Here is a 21,284-nt window from a genome sequence, read left to right on the forward strand (position 1 = left end):
AGAAAGATAGCGTTTCGTAGGAGTTCTGCCACGCATGGGTACTTTCTTTTGGTATAATTGAACAAAGTTTAGCGGAATGTGAGGATCAGCGTATGTGGATTTATTGGGTATTAATGTTTGTACTGGTCATCGTTGACCAGGTAATTAAGTCAGCCATCGTGGGCCATATTGCACTAGGCGCAAGTATTAGTATTGTGCCGGGCTTACTGTCTTTGACGAACTTACATAATAGCGGTGCCGCTTGGAGTATCTTACAGGGAAAGATGAGTTTCTTTTACCTGATTTCAGTCGTCGCACTAGGTGTGATGGTGTATTTGCTATGGCGGCTTCGGCAGCGTCGTTTGTATGAATTCGGGATTGTCCTCATGATTGCCGGGACTTTAGGCAACTTCATTGACCGGATTCGTATCGGTTACGTGGTGGACATGTTCCAATTAGACTTTATCAATTTTCCAATCTTTAACTTTGCGGACCTATGCTTAACGGTAGGCGTTGTTTTGATTTTGATTGGTGTTTTGCGGGATGATAGTTTTGACAAATAAGGTACGGGATGCGGCTGATTTAACGACCGCACAACAACAGTTTACGATTACAGATCAGAGCGGGCGCCTGGATAAAGTTTTAGCGGGACTACAGACGATTTGGACGCGGTCGCAAGTGGATAAATTAATTAAGACGGACCAAGTGACGGTTAATGGTCAGCTGCAGGCTAGTAAGTATAAGGTCAAAGCGGGTGATCAGATTACGGTGGCCGAACAAGTGGTTCAGTCAACGGAAATTGAACCCGAAGATATTCCACTTGACGTGGTGTACGAGGACGATGACGTGCTCGTCGTCAATAAGCCTCAGGGAATGGTTGTCCATCCCGCACCCGGGCATCCGGACCACACGCTAGTCAACGCGTTACTTTTCCATAGTCCGTTATCGACCATCAACGGCGAGTTTCGGCCGGGAATCGTTCACCGGATCGATAAGGATACATCTGGGTTACTGATGGTCGCAAAAAATGATCACGCGCACCGCTCACTAGCGGCACAATTAAAGGCCAAGACGAATCTCCGGGAGTACGTTGCCCTCGTCCACGGTGTGATCAAGGAAGATACGGGAACGGTCAACGCACCACTAGGTCGCTCACCAAAGGATCGCAAGAAGCAGGCCATTGTCGCTACCGGTCGTCCGGCGGTAACACATTTCAAGGTCTTAAAGCGGTATCAGCACTACACGTTGATCAGTTGTCGCTTGGAAACGGGCCGTACCCACCAAATTCGGGTACATTTGCAGTCAATTGGGCACCCGTTAGTGGGCGATCCGCTGTACGGGCCTAAAAAGACGATCAAGGGTAAGGGGCAGTTTTTACACGCCCGCTTGTTAGGGTTCAAGCATCCGGTCACCGGGGAGCAGCTTACCTTTGAAGCACCGTTGCCACCGATTTTTAAAGCAACGCTTGACCGGCTTGACAAAACCGACTTGAATCATTAATCTAACAGTAATGAGAGTCCTTTAATCCGGCCCTGCGAGACTGAAAGGCAAAACTGTTAACAATAACTTTTCGTCGACGGTCGGGACATTGTGTCCGGCCGTCTTTCTTTGTAATGTTGGTGACTCGAATGTAGGCCATAAATACTTGGGAGGCAATTATGCAAAAAGAAGTTGTTGATTCCATGGCGATGAAGCGTGCGCTCACACGGATTACGTATGAAATCATTGAGCAAAATAAAGGGATTCGTGACATCGTCCTAGTTGGTATTAAAACTCGCGGCGTCTATGTCGCACAACGCATTGCGGCTCGGTTGCAGCAATTAGAAGGTGCAACGATTCCGGTTGGTGAATTGGATATTACGGCGTTTCGGGATGACCATCCACAAGATATCGCGAGCGCGCCAAGCGATTATCAGTTGACGTTTAGCGTTGCGGATAAACGGGTCATCTTAGTGGATGATGTTTTATTTACTGGCCGAACGATTCGGGCCGCACTAGACGCACTGATGGGTGGCGGTCGGCCGCAGAGTATCGCACTCGCAGTCTTGGTCGATCGGGGCCACCGCGAATTGCCGATTCGGGCGGATTTCATTGGAAAAAACATTCCAACGGCCCGACAAGAACGAATCAAGGTATCCGTGACTGAAGTCGATGGTCACGACGGTGTTGAAATTATCAACTAAGTTTTAATTAAGTCAAACAAATGAGAAGGGATCGCAATGGCAGACCGCTATTTGATTCTTGAAGACGGCAGTGCCTACCTCGGTGAAGGCTTTGGCTCACCAGCGGTTTCAACTGGTGAAATCGTATTTAATACGAGTATGACGGGCTATCAAGAAATTATTACCAATCAAATTTATCATAACCAAATTATTGCTTTCACCCAACCTACCATCGGCAGTTACGGTATCAATCATGACAGCTACGAATCGATTTTGCCGACTGTCAAAGGGGTCGTTGTTCGTGATGTGGCTAGTATTTCAACTAACCGGCAACGGCGCTGGTCGTTGGACCAATACTTGAAACAGCAAAATATTCCGGGTATCAGTCATATTGACACCCGCCACTTGGCGAAACAGCTACGTGCCAGTGGGCCAATGAAGGCCAGTATTGTTGATGTGGCGGACGCGCACGCTTTTGACCAATTAGGGGCGACCGTTCTAACAAACCAACAAGTTGCTGCGGTTGCAACACCAAAACCATTTCCTAACCCGGGAACGGGCTTGAACGTCGTGGTCGTTGACTTTGGGCTTAAGCACGGTATTTTACGGGAACTCAGTAAACGGGCCTGCAACGTTACCGTGTTGCCCTATACCGCAACAACGGAAGAAATTATTAATTTAGATCCGGACGGGGTCATTTTGTCGACTGGTCCGGGGAAACCCCAAGATTTACCGGACAGTGTTTTAACGATGATTCAAAACATCCAAAACCGGATTCCGTTATTTGCGATTGGTTTAGGTCACGAACTCTTTGCGATGGCGAACGGGGCTTCGATTATGAAGTTGTCACCAGAACATCACGGGGCCAATCATCCCATTCGTGAAGTGATTACGAACCAAATCATTTACGCGTCACAGGGACAAGGATTTGCGGTTGATCCCGCAACGATTGATCGCAACAAGCTCATCACGACGTTTGTCGATTTGATTGATGGGACGATTCAGGGCTTACGTTTTCGTGACTTTCCGGCGTTCTCCGTTCAATTTTTCCCGGACGGGGCACCGGGTCCGACCGAAGTCCGCGATATCTTTGATGAATTTGTTGAATCAATGCAGCAAGCAAGGGGGCCAATTTGGTGAATAATCAAGCGTTACAAAAGGTCCTCATCATCGGTGCTGGCCATAACGACATTGGGCGCGAAGGGCAACACGATGCGGCTGTGACCCAAATGGGATCGGCGATTCGTAAACTAGGGATTGCCGTAGTTTTAGTTGATAACAACGCTTACTCGGTTGCGGCTGAAAATAATTTTGCGGATAAGGTCTACATTGAACCTTTGACGGTCGCTGCGTTGTCACGGGTGATTGAAACTGAACAACCGGACGCCCTAATTCCATCATTAGGTGGGATTCAATCGGTCAATCTGATTCAAGGACTAATTCGCAACAACGTGCTAAAAAATAATCAGGTACGGCTTTTGCAGTGGGACCAAGATACGGTCGACATGATTGTCAACCCGGCACTCATGAGTAACCGACTCAAAGCAATCGGTGAACCCGTGATTGCCTCGCAAGTTGTGGCTAGTGAACCGGAAGCCTTTGCGGTCGTCCGCAAAGTTGGTTTTCCAGTCATTGTGAAGTCGGTGGCGCCCCGAATTGAGGCCAGTCGCCAACTGTGTGAAGACGAAGACGATTTAGAGCGAGCGCTCAAGATGGGGTTCAAGGTCTCCGCTACGAAGCAGTGTATTGTGGAACAAAGTATTGTTGGTTATAAGGAACTGGAATTTGTGGCCGTTCGGGATCAGAAAGATACGGCCCTACTAATCAGCGGGATGGAAAATTTTGATCCGGTCGGGATTCATTCGGCGGATTCAATCGTGTTTGCGCCGACGCAAACCATCACGGATCAGGAGTATCAGCAATTCCGGACCGCAACGTTAAAAATTATGCGAAATCTACGCATTGTCGGTAGTTGCCACGTGCAATTTGCATTGGACCCGACGACGCAAAATTACTACGTTATTAAAGTGACGCCGTACTTTGACCGTACGATGGCCTTAACCGCCCGTGCCACGGGTTACCCACTGGCCCGGGTTGTTGCGAACCTAATCGTTGGCATTAGTTTAGCGGAAGTTAAGTTGCCAAGTAATTACCGTAAGCAGACGGCTTTAATTGAACCCGTGCTCGACCACATTGTCTGCCGGATCCCGGTTTGGCCGTTTAACGTCTTGAAAAAGGTCAGCCATCAACTCGACACGGTGACGGAATCAACTGGTTCCGTCATTGGGATTGGACGGTCGACGGAGGAAGCCTTGCTAAAAGGGCTCCGTTCGACAGATGAATCGCGTTACCACGTGATTGCAAATCAGCCACAAAATTACTCAGAAGGTGAGTTGATTCAACGGTTGATTCATCCCCAAGCTGGGCGCATGTTAATTTTGCTGGAAGCATTGAACCGGGGTTACCAGATTGATGAACTGTCAGAATTAACAAAGATTGACGCGTTTTATTTCTACAAATTGCGGCACATTATCGAAATCGAGCAAGCGTTGCGTGACCGACCATTTGACGTGCACGCGTTAGGCCGGGCCAAGTACTTTGGGTTTACCGACGAAGACGCAGCAGATGCTTGGCATAGTGACGTCGCCAAGGTTCGGCAGTTTGCCTTAGAAAATGAGATTCACGCGACCTTTAAAGAAGTCGAACCCACGGCTGGTGAGTTTACTGAGCAGACGAACACCTACTATTCAACTTATGAATTTGATAACGAAAGCCAGCAACAATCGGGGCGGCGCGTTGTCGTTATTGGGACGGGTGCAAACCGGATTGGGACCAACCATGGGAACGATTATTTAGTGTCGCAACTGCTGTTTTATTTAAAAAAGGCGGATTACGAACCGATTTTAATTAATGCAAATCCGAACAGTGTGTCGATGACCCCGCAACTGGCGTCTAAACGGTACATTGAACCGAAGCAGCATTCAGATATTTTGAATATTTTAGCAATTGAAAAACCACTATTGATTTTTACCACGTACCACGATTACCGGTTGGGGCAAGAATTGCAGAAGGCCGGTCACCAAGTGATTCAAATCAATAACGATTTGCCACGCGAGCAGATTAAGACCAATGATTCGCCAGCGGTAGAAGTGATTACGGATGGTGTTGACGTGAGCGTCTTTGGCATCAGTGAAATTATTGCGGGTAACAATTTACGGTCAAACGTCCGCGGGTCGATTGCGGTCTTTCCAGTTCGGGATAAGGCTGAAAACCAAGCTATCAAAGCGCTCAACGAGGAAGTTAAGAAGCGTGTCTTGGCATTCGGTATTCCCGGGCTATACACGGTTCGCTTGGCTATCGCTGATGGACAGCTCCAATTAGCAACGGTCGAGCCGATGAGTATTGCAACCATGGCGTTGATCAGTAAGGCAAGTGGTTCGAGCGTGACCCGCTTGCTACTGCACGTTAAATTGGGCGAAGCGCTCAGCAAAGTGATGTACGATTACCCGGACGTAAATCAACCGGGGCCCGTCTACGTTCAAGCGAATACGTTCCCGTATAATCAACTTCAGATTTATGACGAAGATGAAGTGACGGGAGAACCTGGGCACGCGACTGGGACCGTGATTGCACATGGTCAAACGTTAAAAGACGCGCTAGTCGCACTGAACGCGGGTAACGAGGATACTGATTTTTAAATTTTAGGTGTGGGACAAAAGCTCTTTTGGCTAAAATGATAGAAATAACCATTCAGAAAACGATAGTTCTGAATGGTTATTTTAGTCTTGAGGCAAAAGCTTAACTTTTCAATGACAGCGATTACAGCTGTGCTATGATTAATAGTGAAGTTTAATATAAAGGTTGGGATTCTTTTGACAAAAACATTGTATTTAATGCGTCACGGTCAGACACTGTTTAACCGATTACATCGGATTCAAGGGGCGAGTGATTCTCCGTTGACTGAACAGGGGATTGCGGACGCAAAGCGGGTTGGCGACTATTTTAAGCGCCACGCCATCAAGTTCGACCATGCGTATTGCTCCACACAAGAACGGGCTAGCGATACGCTAGAACTTGTGACGGACCAGCCGTACGAACGGTTAAAAGGAATCAAAGAATGGGAGTTTGGGGTTTTTGAAGGTGAAAGTGAAGTTTTAAATCCAAAGCCTGATCCCGAACGCCAAAGTCATGGCGATTTCTTTTTGCAGTACGGTGGCGAAAATGATTTTCAAGTACAGGACCGCGTCGTTAAAACGCTGACGGCAATTATGGAACGACCGGATAATCAGCAAGTGCTCGCTGTTAGTCACGGGGGCGCTAGTTTTATGTTTTTGCGGCGCTGGCTATCAATGGATGAGATTAAACGTCGCCAGATTCGTTTTGAAAATTGTGCGGTGTTCAAGTTTAGCTATGATGACGGTAAATTCATGTTTGAATCCGTCCATAATCTAGATGACCCCGAGTAACTAAGCTAAATTAAAATTATGTAAACTAGAATGTAAAAAGTCAAGATTCTCGCAGACAATTAGTTTGTGAGCAGTCCTGACTTTTTGGTTACCGCCAAAATGAAGTGGTTTCCATTTTAGTGGTGATATTAAATTGGATGGCTGTTTTGAGCAAGTCGTAATTAACTGGTTCATCGAATTTGATCTGCCAGAGCATTTTAGTCGTCTTGTCCCCGGCAGCGGTAATGCGTTCATTAAATTGGTCAAGGGTGTATTTTTCGAGCGCCACGTTGAAATGGTCCTTGGCGATGCTAAACCCGATAATAAACGTTTCGTGAGCTGTAAACATTGGCTGGTTCCAAGCGAGTCTGGGAGCGAGTTCCGGGAATGTTTGGCTAACCCAATTAAGGACGGCAGTGAGCGTCTCTTGATGGGGAGTATCAGTTATTTTGGTTAAGTAAGGCTTAAAGGCAGCGAGCTGAGGATCTAACGTAATTGCCATGGTAAACTCCTTTGGTTAATTAGTAGTTTGTTTGGTTTTAGTTTAGAGATTTCTATAGTTTGGCGCAAGAAAAACCCCCTGATACCCACACAGATCAGGAGGAAAAGAACTTACTGGCGATACGTGAGGTGCCACTCTTAGATTCAGTCCTACAAAAAACCGTCTGCCAGGGGAAGTGCTGGTAGGCGGTTTAATTGATTGGCGGAAAATGCTTGGGTAATTTAAGCGGCTGGGTGTGTTAATTTACGGTAACCAAAGTAGAACTGAACAATGGCTAAAATAATGTTGACCCAGTTTAAGACTTGGAACCAAGTGCTTAATCCAGCAACGGGGGTGGCACCGTAAAATGCCCAGAATCCCCAGATAACGGCAACAACGTTAATCCAGGCAAACGTCTTTTGCAAGGATTGATTGTCTAATGCGAACCACATCCAAATGACGTTAACGACAAACCATACAGCTAAAATCCAAAAACTCCAAGTAAACATATTGATTACCTCTAATCAACTTATATTTTGAAAGGGCTATGTTTTCCTTTCAACGCTTATAGAATAAGGCTTTTAGACACAATTGAACACCGTCAAAATGTTGGTGTGTGTACGTTTTCGGACATTTGAGCGGGTGAGTGTTCGAAAACCAACGCTTTTTTGAAAATTGCGTGGTAAGATGGAATTATATTGACGAGGGAGTTTAGCGGGATGGCAAAAGATGTTCGCAAAATTAAAACTGAACGTGATCTACAAAATGCGTTTTTATCACTATTAACAACGAAGGGGTTTCGACAGCTAACCGTCGCGGATATTTGTCAGGCTTCGTTGACGAGTCGTTCGACTTTTTACGCGCATTACCTAGATAAGTACGATTTGTTGGAGCAGATGGTCGCACATTACACTGCAATGTTTGCGCAACGCGTCAGTGTGCGTTTTCAGCAAATTATTGCGGGGCAAATTGACGACTTATTGCACAGCTTATTAGCGGACATGGCGGAAAATCGACAGACGCTTCAGGTTTTGTTCACCGTGCACGAGCCAGATGCAGATCTCAAGGCGAATTTTTACCAGTTACTTTATCGGCAATGGGAAACTTTTATCAAGAGTCAACCAGTGACACATCCGGTACCGGTGGATTTGATTGCCAGTATGGGAAGTAACGTTCAAATGACTCTGATTGAATGGATCATTGAGCACGGAGAAAATAGCTTAGATGGTGTGGCGGAAGCGGTCAATACCATCCGTAAAGCAATCTTAATTCAGATTAAGGCGCCGGATGACCAGCTTAGCTAAACTAAAAAATGCGTTGAATCTTTTTTTGATTCAACGCATTTTTTAGTTTAAATAAGTTTGTGGTGCGTTCAGTAGTGTTTGCAGTTCGTTAAAAAAGGTACTGACATGGTAACCATCCGCGGTAGCGTGATTGATGGTCAAGCTCAGCGGCATGGTTGTGTGTTCATGTTCACTTTTGAATTGTCCCGCCTGAAAGATGGGGAAAAAGGTGGTTAGGGGTTTAAATGGCAATGGCGTATAACTTGAAAAGTTAACCCACGGCAAGCTTCCGATGTTAACCAGATTAGCTGATTGGGGTGCTTTTGGCATGGGCCCCGGTTGTTGACCGTACTGTTGAAGGTCAGCTAGATAGTGCTGATAAAAGACCGTAAAGTCTTCATCATAAGCGGTCCACAAATTAGAAATTGAGTGGTCAGCGTGGATGACCGTATACGATGGGTGTAAAACGTCAAATGTCACCAGTTGTTCGTCGATATAACCGATACGCATTTCAGGATGGTTAGTCAGTAACCGGCTGATCAGGTAAAGGTAGACCGCGTTGAATTTGACGTGATTAGTGCGGGTCCAGGCTAAGGTAGCGGTGATACCTAAATCGACGGTCAGTGAAAAGCCGGTGGGATTCATCTTGGTAAAGTAATAAAAGTATTGTTGGCGGGGCCAATTTTGTTGGTCAATCACCGTGTAATGGTTATTCATGTTCAGTTTTCCTCCCAATCCTTGGGACGCTGGTTATAGCCGTTGTCGTCAAAAGGGTGTAATTTGTGTAGCCACTTGTCTTTAAGATTCTTTAACGTAGCGCGCATATTAGTCACGTCGGCAGTTTCGGCTTTCCAAAGAACGCTGTAAGTGAAATTATCAGCGCCTTGTTCGTTCCAGTCTGCCTGTAGTGGCGTGTTGCGATAGAAGTTCTTGTTCAGGTTTAGTTGGTAAAACTGCCAACGGTTATGCAGGTTAGGGACAACGTCGATAAAGCGTTTGTGTGTGAGGTTGTTTTCAATTTGAATCACCCCATAAAAGGTCGGTGCCATTTTATAGGCTTTCTGTAATTGTTTTTTGCGTTCTGTTTCCATGATTATTCCTTTCCAGTTGTGCGCCAGTATTCATGACCGTCTGCGGTTCGCGTTAAGAAGCCATAATCGACAAGGTAGCGGCGGACGGTGACAAAGTCAAAATAAATTGGTTTAAGTAATTGGTTAATCGCAGATTCTGAAAAATGTTGATTAGTTGGGACTTCTTCGATGATTCGAGTCAGGACCGTTAAGATGACCTTCTGCTTTTTAGGCCAACGCTTAAGTCGTAACGGCTGGTGTTCAAAGTCAAAGTAGTGTTGCAGGGTCGAGGCAGCTTCATCTTCGGTAATCATAAAGCGGTCGTCAACGGGTCCCGTTTGTGTAGGAACGTCAATTAAGGGACTTTCCTGATTGGCAGCTTGATCAAAGACGGCGTCATAAATGGCAAGGTAGAGTCGGGCCTGCTTAGCTTTTTCACGGAAGGTAAACTTCTGGTGACGAATCGTAGCGGCGGCCACCTGTAGTTGTTTAGCTAAATCTTGATCCTTAATCCCCGTTGAAAATGCAGTCAGTAAGTCCTGCTGTTTAGTAGTGAGTGTATTGTAACGACTATCTGTGTGAATCAGTTGGGCTAAGTTGCCACCGTGAACAAGTGTTAAATGATCAACAAGTTCTTTTTCAGGCGTCCCGGTTGCCCAGTGAGCCTGGCAGTAATTACATTGTAAGCCATCCAAAGTAGGGTGCCAGCCCTGTCTTAGGTCGGCTAAGGTTAAGTTGTTGAGTTCCATTAGATGACCTCCAGTAGATAATAGTATAATTCTGTTTACTGTATTTGTAAACAGAATTGTTTAAATAAAGTTTACTATTTTAATAAACGCATGGGTGACACTAGTGTTTATTGATTGTGTAAACATATGTTTAGCGATTAGAAAGGCTGCGAATCATTGATCAATACGGTTTAATTAAAGGAATCTTGGCCTTATACTATGTACCGGTACTCTAACTTAGAATACGGGAATAAGGCTAAATGCGTTTTTTGAAACTTTTGAAGTTACAGAATTTTTGAAGGATGATTTTCAAAATATGCAGGTTAAATCAAATTTTTGGAGGCGGCAAAATGGAAGCAGTGTCCTATCATCGTGCGTTTGGTGTGTATGGCATTATTGGTAGTTTGCAGCAAGGATTGGTAGTTACAAAAAAATTTGGCGGCCCCTATACGAATCGCTATGATTTACCAGGGGGGAGCTTAGAAGACGGTGAGCCGTTAACGGTAGCGATTGGCAGAGAAATTCAAGAAGAGACCGGGCTACAAGCAGTCCAGATAATTCAATTGGGCGCGACGAGTTTTCGTTACCCGTGGGATTTTGAGCAGTGGCATTTTAATCAACATATTACGATTTTTTATCGAGTGAGCCAAACAATGGGAACGTTGGCGCCAGCCGTTCCAAATTTTGACGGTCAGGATTCACATGGGGCTGTTCAGCTACCCTTAGCACAGCTTACCTTGGCAAATGCGTCGCCCTTAGTTTTAAAAGCAAAACAGTATTTATTGAATGGTGAACACTTCGATCCGACCGATACCACTTACGCAACTTGGGACGTGTTGACACGTCCAGTCTATTGAAACGATTTATAACGAAATAAATTCAAATTACCGAAAAAAGGATCAACGGTGGCCCAGTGAAGTTGGGTTGCTAGTTGATTTTTTATTTTGGTTGCAATTATTTAAAATTGATGATAGTGTACTAGTTGAAATAGAACACTTAATACACACTGAAATGAGGTGTCAAAATGGCTTTTGCGACGTCCGGAGCGCCTTACTATGAACAATTATTGATGCAGATTAAGCAGCAGATCGTTCAGGGGACTTTGCAACCAGGGGACAAATTACCATCAATTCGGTCGATGGCGACAACCATGCACCTGAATCCGAATACGGTCAGTAAAACGTATCAATTGTTGGAGAGTCAACACGCAGTTTATACCATTAAAGGACGGGGGACCTTTGTGAATACACCGACGAAAACAACGCTTAACCCAATTGCGGTAGCGGAAGTTCAAACTAAATTTGAGACCATCTTAACGGAAGCACAATTTTTAGGTATTACGGAACAACAAATCCAAGACTGGGTTGTGAAGGCCTATCAGGGGGGCAAATCAGATGAGCATTAAAGTTAGTGGATTAAGTAAAACGATTAATCAGCAGCCCATCCTGACTGACATTAGTTTTGACTGGCCTGCAACCCGCATCATTGGGTTAGTTGGGCGCAACGGCGCGGGAAAAACAACGTTGTTTCGTACCATGGCAGATCATTATCGCCCTGATGCTGGGATGATGACGATCGACGGACAAGATGTCAATCAACATCCGGCTGCTCGTCAAAAGCTATTTTATATTGATACGCAAAATAATTTCTTTGGCAATCAGACGCTTGGTCAAATTGCGACGCAGTACGCTATTGGTTATGCAAACTTTGACACGAGCCGGTTTGATCATCTTTTGAAGACTGAACGGTTAACCTTGAAAAGTCATTACCGACAATTATCTAAGGGGCAGCGAATGCTGAGCCAAATTTTGTTAGCTTTAGCGAGTGATGCTCCCTACGTTATTTTGGATGAACCTTTTGACGGTTTGGACATTCTCGTGCGTGAGCGGATCGTCGCCCTGATCGTAAGCGCCGCCGCTGACCGGCAGATTAGTTTTTTGATTTCATCGCACAACCTAGACGAACTGGACGGCTTATGCGAGCAGGCCTTGTTTTTAAAGAATCAACACTTGGTTGCCAACTACGACTTAGAAACATTAAGGCAGCGCGCCCGAAAGTTGCAATTGGTCTTTAAAACTAAGACGGTCCCAGCGGTGATCAAAGACCATGGTCAACTGATTAACGTTTATGGTCGGGTATTAGAAGTTTACTTTGATGACTATACGGATGCGCTGGATGCTGAGCTAAGAGCTGCTGACCCAGTTATGATGACGGACTGTCCGTTGACAATTACCGATGTTTTCCGGGTGAAACTGGGTGATTCCCGGAACCTTTTAGGTGGTGAGTAAATGACTTATAGACAAGTACACCGCTTGTGGTGGTCACAAAGTTGGCGGTGGGTCATCGGGTTAATGGCGGTGCTTATCGTGATTGGCATGGGCGCCGCAGTTAAAACGACTCAGGGTCATCAACAGGGCCTGCAACAAACGTCCCGGATGAAAGTTGATCAAGCTTCCGATTACCGTAAACATCCTGAGAACTATCAACTTCATGGTCATCAGGTCACCTTAGCTGAATATAATACTGAACAGTATCAGTTTTTTAGTAAGGATCAATTCAAAGTCCATGATTATGAAGTTCGAATCGGTGTAACTGGAAATAATTGGTATTACCTGATTATGATGATTGCGGGGTTAGTGTTCGCCTTTTGGGGACGACGGACACACTACGCTGAGTTCATGTTGGGGCTAGGTGCGACCCGTAATCAGTTGTTTCTCGTTCAGTTAGGGCAGACCTTGGCGTTGATCCTCACGGTTGCGGTGGCACAGTTAAGCTACTGGGGATGGATTATTGCCGTGATACCAGCAAAATATCAAGCTTACCGTAATCTGGCCGTCCTCTTTGGGAGCAACGTTGCCATTGTGACGATTAGCTTTGGGGTATTGGTGCTCGGTTGGTTCGTTGGCTTGCTGAATAATCGGTTTTGGTTAGCAGCCATTTTGAGTGGGCTAGCGTGGCGATTTTTGGAGGGCGTCGGCAGTGAATCCGGCTACGCTATGTTGCTTTTTGGAAATGATGTGCTTCCCGTAGGCTTCTGGTTTTATGCGCATTACTACGTGGCAAGTAGTTTGGTGTTAGGACTTGCGGTACTAGTTTGTGGTGCAATTTGGCAATTACAACGGACTTGGAGTGCTGAGTCGACACCGTTTAGTGGTGAAACGTTGTTTAGAAAGGTTGGCTTGATTGGTGTCATCACAGTTGCTGGTGGGGCCATACTAGGAGATATCTTTTTACAACCGTTTATACCAGGGGTGTTACCATGGTTTGAGATTCTAGGGATGGCGATTTTACTGGTGGTCCTATTATTGGGCTTAACTGTTCAGAAGCAGCGATTAAAGGGGGTGCAACATGGCGCATAAAACGTTACGCCGGTTAGTTTGGCGTCAGCACTGGTCAATATTATTACTGATTTTGATTGGACTAGTGGGTAGTGCTGCGGTTCAGAGTCTGTACGGCGGTCAAGCTTGGCACACGCAAAGCAATCCCCGGCTGATTGACAGTCAGGTGCAGTATCGTCGTAAACATCATGATTATGTTGACCCAGTTGGTAAGCGCTATTCGTCAAAACAAGCCTTCTTAAAAGATTATCAGGAACGACAATTACAAGTTTATCGTCAGCAGCCCACTAAAAAGACCAAAACGATTCGTGGTAACTTTGGCACACAGATTAATCAATATTACTTTGTGATCGGAATTTTGGCCGGAACCGTGATGATTTGGTATGCACGCCGACGCTACTTGAATGAATTTTTACAAACGTTAGGGTATCGTCGTTCTGAAATTTATCGGCAACAATGGCTACAATATGGGCTTACGGTGGTTAGTGGTGTTGTTATGGGGAGTTTAGTCAACCTCGCTATTTTGCGGTCACAGATTCCCGCCGCTTACTTTACTTATTTTAAGTGGCAAGCTTGGTTGCAGGACTTAATGGGGGATGCCGTGGTTGCACTCTGTGTCTTTGCAATCGCTAGTTTGGCAACCGTGGTCATTAATAATGTGATTGTGGCAGGGGCGTTGACGCTTTCCCTATATTTATATTGGTGGATGCCGCAGAGTGTTTGGGAAAACGCAACGACAGCGATTGCCGCTAATTATTTGTCACGGCACTGGGGGTTGGGCTGTGTTCTAGCAGTCCTGATCATCGGAATCACTTGGGGGCTTGCGCAGTGGCTAGTTTCAGGTTATTCCGCGGAGCAGCGGTCCCAGTTTGTCGTTCATCGCAGTTTGCGGTTAATCTTGCTACTGATTATGAGTGTTCCTTTAGGGGTTATCTTAAGTCGGATTTTTCGGGGCTTTATTCTGAGCAATACCAGTTGGCCTAGTCTGATATTGGGCTGGATTTTAGGCCTAGTCGTCTTAAGTGTTTGGATTTATCGTCCGAAGTGGAGTCGACGGTTATGGGAACTGATGGGCCAGCTAAGATAGCCTTTGTATTGAATAATTGAACTGAACCTTCTCAGCCAACGGACTTAGTTGCTTGGGAAGGCTTTTTAGTAATGCACGTTAAAATGTGCGACTACGGCAAAATGGTTCGACTGTCATTTCGGTCCGGGTGTACAATCAAGATAGTTAGAATAAACTTAATCAACACGGCTAACGTTATCATGTGGCATTGAGTCGTGCAATGGGGTGATAAAATGGCAGAATCAGAACTGAACAACTTGATTATTGCGGCTTTCGAACAAGTAACGGCGCCTAAGTATCATGATGTTAGGATCCAGTTAGCGAAGGCTTCCCAGGAGCTGACTAATGGCACGGATGAAATCAAGGTTATGGTTGGGGTACGCCGGGAACTCTTGCAAGCCGATTTGTCGTTGACGATCAAAAACCGGATTACCGGGTTGCCAGTGGCTTATCAGAAGCTGTTTAACTATGTTGCACCACGGTTGAAAAAAGTGGATGCCCAGGTCATTGACCGATATACGCACTACGGTTTTATTCCAATGAAACTGGGGAGTACCGTTAAGTATTCGTAAAGTAAGTTGAAATGACACTTAATTGATGTTTAGGATTAAATATCAAAAAGGACAAGTTTGTTTTGATGATTGTTAAAAATTCTATCAACTAATCGATTCGTAGCAATGAATCAGTTAATTCAGATTTGAATTACTCTGGCGTATCCTGTTGTTGATAGTTTCTGGTTTTAAGACGGTTGCACTGCTTTCAGCGGTAGCTGCCGTCTTTTATATTAGTGAGAACTTATGATGAAAAATGATGATTGGGTCCATACTTTTTATTTTCTGAAATATATTTGACTTATTTTGATTTCGTGATGAAACGCAAAAATATTGCAATATTATATGCTAATTTTTAGCATAATGTCTGAACATGAGTGAATTACACCATAATTATATGTTTGAAAATAGCATACGTTTAAGAGTTTTTTCGGCCTGGAAAGGCAGTGAGATAATGGACACTGCCTATTTGTACCATGGAACAGCTCTTGATAAGGCAGAATTAATTTTTCGCTCAATGTCTTTTCAAAAAACAAAAAGCGTCGGTTCAGCAATCACGTCCTCATTAGGGATGATGATTGTTGAACCGACGCTTTTGAAATTTACGTCAGCTTTACTTCTTTGGTGTTAATTGTTCGACGATATCTGCGTTAGGTGAGACGTACAGGGTCTTTTGACCTTCGTAGATCACAAAGCCTGGTTTAGCCCCGTTTGGCTTACGAATCCGACGAACCTGCACGTAATCCACAGGCACGGTCGCTGAATCGCGCGCCTTGGAGAAATACGCGGCCAGGTTAGCAGCCTCATTCAAGGTTTGTTCACTAGGATCATCAGAGTGGATGATGACGTGGGACCCCGGAATCTTCTGCGTATGCAACCAGTAATCGGTCTTGTGCGCCGTTTTTAACGTTAACTGATCATTTTGACGGTTGTTTTTACCGACTGAAATTTCAGTTCCATCGCTAGCAACAAATTCTTGCGGCTGACTTGGTTTGCGGGAACTACGCTGTTTCTTCTTAGTCTTGCGTTGTTTGAGGTAGCCTTGCTGGGTCAACTCTTCACGAATTTCAGCAATGTCTGCGGGGGTGGCTAGTTCGATCTGCGTTTGGATGTTATCTAAGTAGTCGATTTCCGCTTGGGTCAACTTAATCTGTTCACCCACGTAAATAACCGCGTTTTTTTGCTTCTGATAACGTGAGAAGTATTTTTGCGCGTTACGTGAAGGTGAAAGTTGATTGGACAACTGAATCTTTAACGGTTGGTTATCGTGATAATAGTCAGGCAGAGAAATCTCGGTCATCCCACGTTTGACTTCGTGTAAATAAGTCGTCAAGATTTCACCTTTAAGCCGTAACTCGTCGGCTTGTTTGGTGTTTGCCAAAGTTTGTTGCAACTTCTTCATCTTATTGCGGTTTTTCTTGAGGTCGTTACGAACAACTCGAATCAAGTTGCCCGCCTGTTGTTGGACCCGTTCACGTTGCGCGGCGTCAGCGTAATAGAAGTCAAGTAGGTGGCTCAGTGAATCAAATTCGCGGTGTTGGTCGCCAAAGTGGTCGAACCGCCCAGCGGCAAACATCGTTTTACGATTTGACAAAGTCAGCAAGGTCGCTTGGGGATGATCAAACTGGTCTAAGAAAGCCTGGTAGTGTTGGCCCAAATCACCCGGCTGGTGTAGGTCAGCAGCCAATTGTTGTGCACTGTCACGGCCTAAGCCTTGGTAGTGCTGTTGTAACTGTTTAGCCAGGACGTCTTCATTTGGATACTGTTTGACGAGGTCCAAGTAGTCGGTATTCGGTTTAAACGGATCAAGCTTATCCTGCTTCGGGGGTTCGATATACGTTGCACCTGGCAATAGCAGCCGGTAACGGTTTTGGTCAGCACCGACGTGTTTAACGACGTCGAGAATCCGACTCGTTTTTTGATCAATTAAAATGACGTTACTGTGACGCGCCATAATCTCAATAATTAAGGATAGCTGTTCGGCGTCGCCCAATTCATTCCGGGTCGTAATCGTCAGTTGAACGACCCGGTCGTTAGCTGGTTGTTGAATATCGGTGATGATGGCGCCTTGTAAATACTTCCGCATCATCATAGCGAAGTTCGTTGGTACTGCCGGATTAATATAGGGAATTTCGGTCACTTGAATCCGAGGGTACGTTGGATCCGCGGATAGGAGTAGTGGCCAGTTCTTTCGGTTCGCCCGGACAGTTAAAATCAACTCGTTTTGGTACGGCTGGTTGATTTTAGCAATCCGACCGTTTAATAAGTTTTGGCGTAATTCGGTGACCATGGCGTGGGTAAATAATCCATCAAAAGACATGTGATCACTCGCTTTCATCTAAAGTTTCGTTCATAACTGCGTTAATCGCAGTCAACCGCCTAGTATTATACCGTTTTCGGCGGGGTTAAAACAAGTTCCCTGTCCGCTAGTTGGCGGGAATTAGCAAGGTCACTTTAAAATCAATGCTATATGCAAAAACTAGTTTAACAATATTTTTGCATAAAACTGGTCGCACCGGTTTAGTAGATATTGTATAATACATAGGAATTAGTTTTTTAGGAGGATGGATAATCATTATGAAATCAAGTTTAGCCGCACTAGCTGCAACTGCGAAGCAGCAAACCACGATGTTAAAACAAATCACCAAAGCGCAGGGCGTGACGGTCGCAGAATGGCAGCTCTTGTTACAACTGCAGGCTGGGTATAATACGCAGGAAAAGTTAGCGACCGTGATGCAATTAGACACATCGACGTTAAGTCGTCAGCTCGCCAGTTTAGTGAAGAAAGAACGGCTAAGTAAGGAAGCCGTTGGTCGCGATCGGCGCCAATTGATCTATTCGGTTACGCCAGCGGGAACCACTGCGGTCGAGGCTATTAACGCTGCCTATGAAGAATATGAAGCCGCCGTCTTTGATAAGTGGCCTCAAGATGAACAAAACTTATTACGAATCTTATTGAATCGATTAAATAAATCCGTTGACCGCACCTTAGAAGCCTAAACTAATGACCGAAGAGTTTGGAAGGTAGTGTCTCAATTAATTTTATGCTATGATGATGAATATTACTTTAAAGATGAGAAGTAGGTGTATGTCATGAAGATTGCTGTTGTTACTGACAGCACCAGCTATTTGACACCGCAAGAGGTCGCCGATAACGATATTCACGTTGTGCCGATCCCGGTGATTATAGATGGGAAAGTGTATCAAGAAGGCGTCGATATTACGACGGCGGATTTTTATGCCAATATGAAATCATTTAAATCATTTCCAAGTACGTCCCAGCCACCCGTGGGAGAAATGATTGAATTTTATAACCGGCTCGGAGACGAAGGTTACGATGCTGTGATCAGTATTCATCTGGCTAGCACCATTTCCGGTTTTTATAATAGTTTGATGAATATGCGGGAGATGGTCGACCACATTAAATTAGTGCCGTATGATTCACAGATTACGGTGCGCTTAATGGGATACTTAGCCTTAGAGGCCGCTCGGATGGCAAAGGCTGGCAACAGTGTCGAGGAAATCTTGGCACGGCTGGATGATTTACGGGCGTCCATGGGCGAATACTTTATCGTGGATGACTTGCAAAACTTAGTCCGGGGTGGTCGGTTATCAAACGCCTCCGCATTTATCGGGAGCGTCTTACGAATCAAACCGTTACTAACTTTTGATGAAAAACACGAAATCGTTGCCTTCGAAAAAGTGCGTTCTACTAAAAAAGCCTTGGCGCGCGTGGAGCACCTGTTTGCGGAAGCCCAGGCTAAGGTGGATTACCCGTTGCGTGCGATTATCGTGCAAGGGAATAACCTCGAAGCAGCGCAAGCTTGGAAGGCCAAGTTGCAAAAACAATACCCTGACATGCCAATTGATTTGACCTACTTTGGGCCGGTTATTGGCGCCCATCTAGGTGATAAGTCATTAGCCTTAGCTTGGCTGAAAGACATTGACAAGGCGTATAAATAATGAAAATTATTTTTTCTAACGAATCACCTAACCGGGCGGCGGCCTACGCACTGCGGCAAGCCGTTTTTGTTGAGGAACGCGGGATTCCCGCTGACGTCGAATTTGACGACAAGGATACCGATGAACGCCTCTACGCCGTTTTATATTTACAGCCGGACTTACCAGTAGTCACGTTGCGATTGGAACCACAAGCAAAACACGTGATGCGCTTTGGCCGGGTCTGTACCCGTAAAGCGTATCGGGGTCAGGGACTCGGAAAAGTGTTACTGACGGCTGCTGAACGGTGGGCGGTCGAACACGGTGCTACTCAAGGGAAAATTGATGGTGAATTGAGTGCCCAGCCCTTTTATGAACGTTGCGGTTACCACGTCACGGCGGGACCGTTTGAAGAAGACGGTGCGACGGTCGTGGTCATGAATAAATCATTAGTATAATTTTGACGTTAAGAGCTATTATTAAAAGCGGTCGTTTTCCAGTAGACAATCTGGAAAATGACCGCTTTGTTGATGAGTAAGGATTGACTAACGTCTCTGATTCAGGGAAAATAAAGGGTGAACGTTTAAATAATAATAGTTGAGGAGCTTTTAATGAAAACAAGAGCCGAGTTAAAGAGCGAAGTCAAGCAATTATTCAAGGGCCGGTGGAAAGACGCAATTTTACTTTGCATCGTGGTCAGTTTGTTATCGATTTTTACAATATTAACGAATTATTCAGGTCAAGCACAAAAGTGGCAAGGTAAGAATACGATGGCCGATGGGGCAGTCAACCAAGCGTTACATTTGACGGCTTTTGATATTGGCATGTTAATCACGGTATTACTAGTTATCGTTTTAGTGCAAGCAATCTTTGCACTGATCGTCAATATTTTCAAAGTCGGAACTAGCTATTCGATGCTCGATTGGGTGCGCAACCCCGAACGTGAGATTCACCCCGTTAGTGATTCGACAATTGGGTTTACTAAGAAGTACGCTTGGCCAATTATTGGGCTGGCCATTCTTCGGGGAATCTTTGTTTTTCTATGGTCATTGTTACTGATTGTCCCTGGAATCGTTAAGGCTTACGCCTATTCACAGAGTTACTACGTGTACAAGGATATGCTTGCGGCAACGCCGGAAGGTCAACCGAAACCCCGTTTTCGGGATGCCATTACGCGGAGCCGGCAGTTGATGGTCGGTCACAAGTGGCAATTATTCGTTTTACAGTTGAGCTTTATTGGTTGGGCAATTCTGAGTGGAATCACCATGGGAATTGGCCAGTTATGGTTAGTCCCTTACACGTACGGAACGTTTGCTAATTATTATGACAATCTGACTCAAAACGCTTAATAGACCCCGGACCCGCAGGCATTTGCCCAGCGGGTCTTTTACCGCAAATTATTGACTGATTCTCCCGGATGGACCGGGACAAGCGTGGTAAAATATGGTAAACTGGCGAAAGCAAGAAAGGAAGTGCGATAGTTAATGCCTGAACAAGAACCGACGCGGATGTCACGTTTAAAAGCGCGGCAGGATGCGACTAACAATAAGCGGGGACGGGGATCTGGTCCAAAAGACCCGAAGAAACCGCAAATGCCTAAGTCGCCGAAAAAGAAACGTCACGTTTCGTTATGGTTATTGGCTTTAATCGTGGTTGCTCTAGGTGGGTCGATTATTTACTTCGTCAAGGCGTCAACCAGCCAAGACCTCGTAGAAACGACGTCGTCATCTAGCAACAGCAAAGCGCGTAAAAGTTCATCAGCTAAGTCTTTAAGCTCGTCCAAGAAGAAAAAGGCCAAACATTCGTCTAGTGAGACAACGACGGACAGTGATGGTGATACGACGGACACAAGTAGTACGGATACGGCAACGTCATCTGATGGGACGACAACGGCTCAGCGTCCGGCAACGAATCATCCAGCCACTAGTACGCCAGCCCCAAGTCATTCAACGACGACAGCTCACGCCGCTGCTAGCAGCAGTCATCACACTGAAGCTGCTAGTTCTTCTAGCGCAAGCAGTCACAGTTCGAGTGCGGCTAGTTCTTCGAGTGCGGCCAATAACAGCAGTGCCCAGAAGTTTAGTAATTTGAAGGATGCCCAGAATTACGGTCAATCCAACAAAGGAAACTATAAAGTAACGACTGATAAAAACGGGTCGTATACAACGACGATGGGTGATTAAGGACTGAAAATTTTTAGACCGTTAGTGCTGATTTTCGGTATAATGATGTTAAACCAGTG

General features: G+C 45.4%; 24 protein-coding genes. 18 read left to right on the forward strand and 6 right to left on the reverse strand.

Translation table 11 applies throughout. The annotated features are described in order from the left end of the window. Window positions 1-92: 92 nt before the first annotated feature. The 6 genes from lspA to IV64_RS10090 all read left to right on the forward strand — a co-directional run bounded on the left by lspA (window position 93) and on the right by IV64_RS10090 (window position 6,607). The gene (gene lspA, locus IV64_RS10065) at window positions 93-542 is read left to right on the forward strand and encodes a signal peptidase II (RefSeq protein ID WP_057707115.1); all 450 of its coding nucleotides are present in this window, start codon (window positions 93-95) and stop codon (window positions 540-542) included. Beyond that, window positions 523-1,479 (forward strand): RluA family pseudouridine synthase, encoded by a 957-nt coding sequence (locus tag IV64_RS10070; protein ID WP_083491638.1) that lies wholly within the window; start codon window positions 523-525, stop codon window positions 1,477-1,479. The genes lspA and IV64_RS10070 overlap by 20 nt, the downstream gene beginning before the upstream one ends. A gap of 158 nt (window positions 1,480-1,637) precedes the next feature. Next, window positions 1,638-2,162 (forward strand): bifunctional pyr operon transcriptional regulator/uracil phosphoribosyltransferase PyrR, encoded by a 525-nt coding sequence (pyrR, locus tag IV64_RS10075; RefSeq protein ID WP_057707116.1) that lies wholly within the window; start codon window positions 1,638-1,640, stop codon window positions 2,160-2,162. Window positions 2,163-2,198: 36 nt separating this feature from the next. Next, window positions 2,199-3,281: a carbamoyl phosphate synthase small subunit gene (locus IV64_RS10080; RefSeq protein ID WP_057707117.1), complete on the forward strand. Its 1,083-nt coding sequence runs from the start codon at window positions 2,199-2,201 to the stop codon at window positions 3,279-3,281. Next, window positions 3,278-5,839: an ATP-binding protein gene (locus tag IV64_RS10085; protein ID WP_057707118.1), complete on the forward strand. Its 2,562-nt coding sequence runs from the start codon at window positions 3,278-3,280 to the stop codon at window positions 5,837-5,839. Before IV64_RS10080 ends, IV64_RS10085 begins: the two co-directional genes overlap by 4 nt. A gap of 174 nt (window positions 5,840-6,013) precedes the next feature. Next, a complete protein-coding gene (locus tag IV64_RS10090) occupies window positions 6,014-6,607 on the forward strand; it encodes a histidine phosphatase family protein (protein WP_057707119.1) in 594 nt (197 codons plus the stop codon). 88 nt (window positions 6,608-6,695) lie between these two features. Here IV64_RS10090 and IV64_RS10095 read toward each other — a convergent pair whose 3' ends face one another. Further along, window positions 6,696-7,088, reverse strand: coding sequence for an iron chaperone (locus IV64_RS10095; protein WP_057707120.1), 393 nt, complete (start codon window positions 7,086-7,088; stop codon window positions 6,696-6,698). A gap of 221 nt (window positions 7,089-7,309) precedes the next feature. Then, window positions 7,310-7,576: a hypothetical protein gene (locus IV64_RS10100; RefSeq protein WP_057707121.1), complete on the reverse strand. Its 267-nt coding sequence runs from the start codon at window positions 7,574-7,576 to the stop codon at window positions 7,310-7,312. Between the two features lie 210 nt (window positions 7,577-7,786). Here IV64_RS10100 and IV64_RS10105 point away from each other — a divergent pair, with 210 nt between their 5' ends. Next, window positions 7,787-8,371 (forward strand): TetR/AcrR family transcriptional regulator, encoded by a 585-nt coding sequence (locus IV64_RS10105; RefSeq protein WP_057707122.1) that lies wholly within the window; start codon window positions 7,787-7,789, stop codon window positions 8,369-8,371. Window positions 8,372-8,413: 42 nt separating this feature from the next. On the opposite strand, the gene IV64_RS10110 is transcribed toward IV64_RS10105, so the two are convergent. From IV64_RS10110 to IV64_RS10120, 3 genes are read right to left on the reverse strand one after another with little or no spacing between them, the layout of a single operon-like run. After that, window positions 8,414-9,067, reverse strand: coding sequence for a chloramphenicol acetyltransferase (locus IV64_RS10110; RefSeq protein ID WP_057707123.1), 654 nt, complete (start codon window positions 9,065-9,067; stop codon window positions 8,414-8,416). A gap of 2 nt (window positions 9,068-9,069) precedes the next feature. Beyond that, entirely contained in the window at window positions 9,070-9,441 is a 372-nt protein-coding gene (locus IV64_RS10115) for a GIY-YIG nuclease family protein (protein ID WP_057707124.1), read from the reverse strand. A gap of 2 nt (window positions 9,442-9,443) precedes the next feature. Next, window positions 9,444-10,169 (reverse strand): DUF2087 domain-containing protein, encoded by a 726-nt coding sequence (locus IV64_RS10120; RefSeq protein ID WP_057707125.1) that lies wholly within the window; start codon window positions 10,167-10,169, stop codon window positions 9,444-9,446. 329 nt (window positions 10,170-10,498) lie between these two features. On the opposite strand from IV64_RS10120, the gene IV64_RS10125 reads away from it, so the two are divergent. From IV64_RS10125 to IV64_RS10150, 6 genes are all read left to right on the forward strand, one after another. Continuing rightward, entirely contained in the window at window positions 10,499-11,005 is a 507-nt protein-coding gene (locus IV64_RS10125) for an NUDIX domain-containing protein (RefSeq protein WP_057707126.1), read from the forward strand. Between the two features lie 167 nt (window positions 11,006-11,172). Beyond that, window positions 11,173-11,553 (forward strand): GntR family transcriptional regulator, encoded by a 381-nt coding sequence (locus tag IV64_RS10130; protein WP_057707127.1) that lies wholly within the window; start codon window positions 11,173-11,175, stop codon window positions 11,551-11,553. Continuing rightward, window positions 11,543-12,436, forward strand: coding sequence for an ATP-binding cassette domain-containing protein (locus tag IV64_RS10135; RefSeq protein ID WP_057707128.1), 894 nt, complete (start codon window positions 11,543-11,545; stop codon window positions 12,434-12,436). Before IV64_RS10130 ends, IV64_RS10135 begins: the two co-directional genes overlap by 11 nt. Further along, window positions 12,437-13,507: a hypothetical protein gene (locus IV64_RS10140; protein WP_057707129.1), complete on the forward strand. Its 1,071-nt coding sequence runs from the start codon at window positions 12,437-12,439 to the stop codon at window positions 13,505-13,507. Continuing rightward, the gene (locus IV64_RS10145) at window positions 13,497-14,573 is read left to right on the forward strand and encodes a hypothetical protein (protein WP_057707130.1); all 1,077 of its coding nucleotides are present in this window, start codon (window positions 13,497-13,499) and stop codon (window positions 14,571-14,573) included. The genes IV64_RS10140 and IV64_RS10145 overlap by 11 nt, the downstream gene beginning before the upstream one ends. A 212-nt stretch (window positions 14,574-14,785) precedes the next feature. Beyond that, on the forward strand, window positions 14,786-15,124 hold the full coding sequence (locus tag IV64_RS10150) for a hypothetical protein (protein ID WP_057707131.1): 339 nt from the start codon (window positions 14,786-14,788) through the stop codon (window positions 15,122-15,124). A 592-nt stretch (window positions 15,125-15,716) separates the two neighbouring features. On the opposite strand, the gene IV64_RS10155 is transcribed toward IV64_RS10150, so the two are convergent. Further along, entirely contained in the window at window positions 15,717-17,423 is a 1,707-nt protein-coding gene (locus IV64_RS10155; RefSeq protein WP_057707335.1) for an NFACT RNA binding domain-containing protein, read from the reverse strand. 257 nt (window positions 17,424-17,680) lie between these two features. Between IV64_RS10155 and IV64_RS10160 the strand changes: the two genes are divergently transcribed. The 5 genes from IV64_RS10160 (at window position 17,681) to IV64_RS10180 (ending at window position 21,225) form a co-directional block, all read left to right on the forward strand. Further along, window positions 17,681-18,103 (forward strand): MarR family winged helix-turn-helix transcriptional regulator, encoded by a 423-nt coding sequence (locus IV64_RS10160; RefSeq protein ID WP_057707132.1) that lies wholly within the window; start codon window positions 17,681-17,683, stop codon window positions 18,101-18,103. 93 nt (window positions 18,104-18,196) lie between these two features. Continuing rightward, window positions 18,197-19,066 (forward strand): DegV family protein, encoded by an 870-nt coding sequence (locus IV64_RS10165; protein ID WP_057707133.1) that lies wholly within the window; start codon window positions 18,197-18,199, stop codon window positions 19,064-19,066. Continuing rightward, window positions 19,066-19,500 (forward strand): GNAT family N-acetyltransferase, encoded by a 435-nt coding sequence (locus IV64_RS10170; protein WP_057707134.1) that lies wholly within the window; start codon window positions 19,066-19,068, stop codon window positions 19,498-19,500. Before IV64_RS10165 ends, IV64_RS10170 begins: the two co-directional genes overlap by 1 nt. A 153-nt stretch (window positions 19,501-19,653) precedes the next feature. Then, window positions 19,654-20,391, forward strand: a complete 738-nt coding sequence (locus IV64_RS10175) for a DUF975 family protein (protein ID WP_057707135.1) — start codon at window positions 19,654-19,656, stop codon at window positions 20,389-20,391. Between the two features lie 135 nt (window positions 20,392-20,526). Next, the gene (locus tag IV64_RS10180) at window positions 20,527-21,225 is read left to right on the forward strand and encodes a hypothetical protein (RefSeq protein WP_057707136.1); all 699 of its coding nucleotides are present in this window, start codon (window positions 20,527-20,529) and stop codon (window positions 21,223-21,225) included. Window positions 21,226-21,284 lie beyond the last annotated feature (59 nt).

Source organism: Lactiplantibacillus xiangfangensis, assembly GCF_001438845.1.
Classification (GTDB): domain Bacteria; phylum Bacillota; class Bacilli; order Lactobacillales; family Lactobacillaceae; genus Lactiplantibacillus; species Lactiplantibacillus xiangfangensis.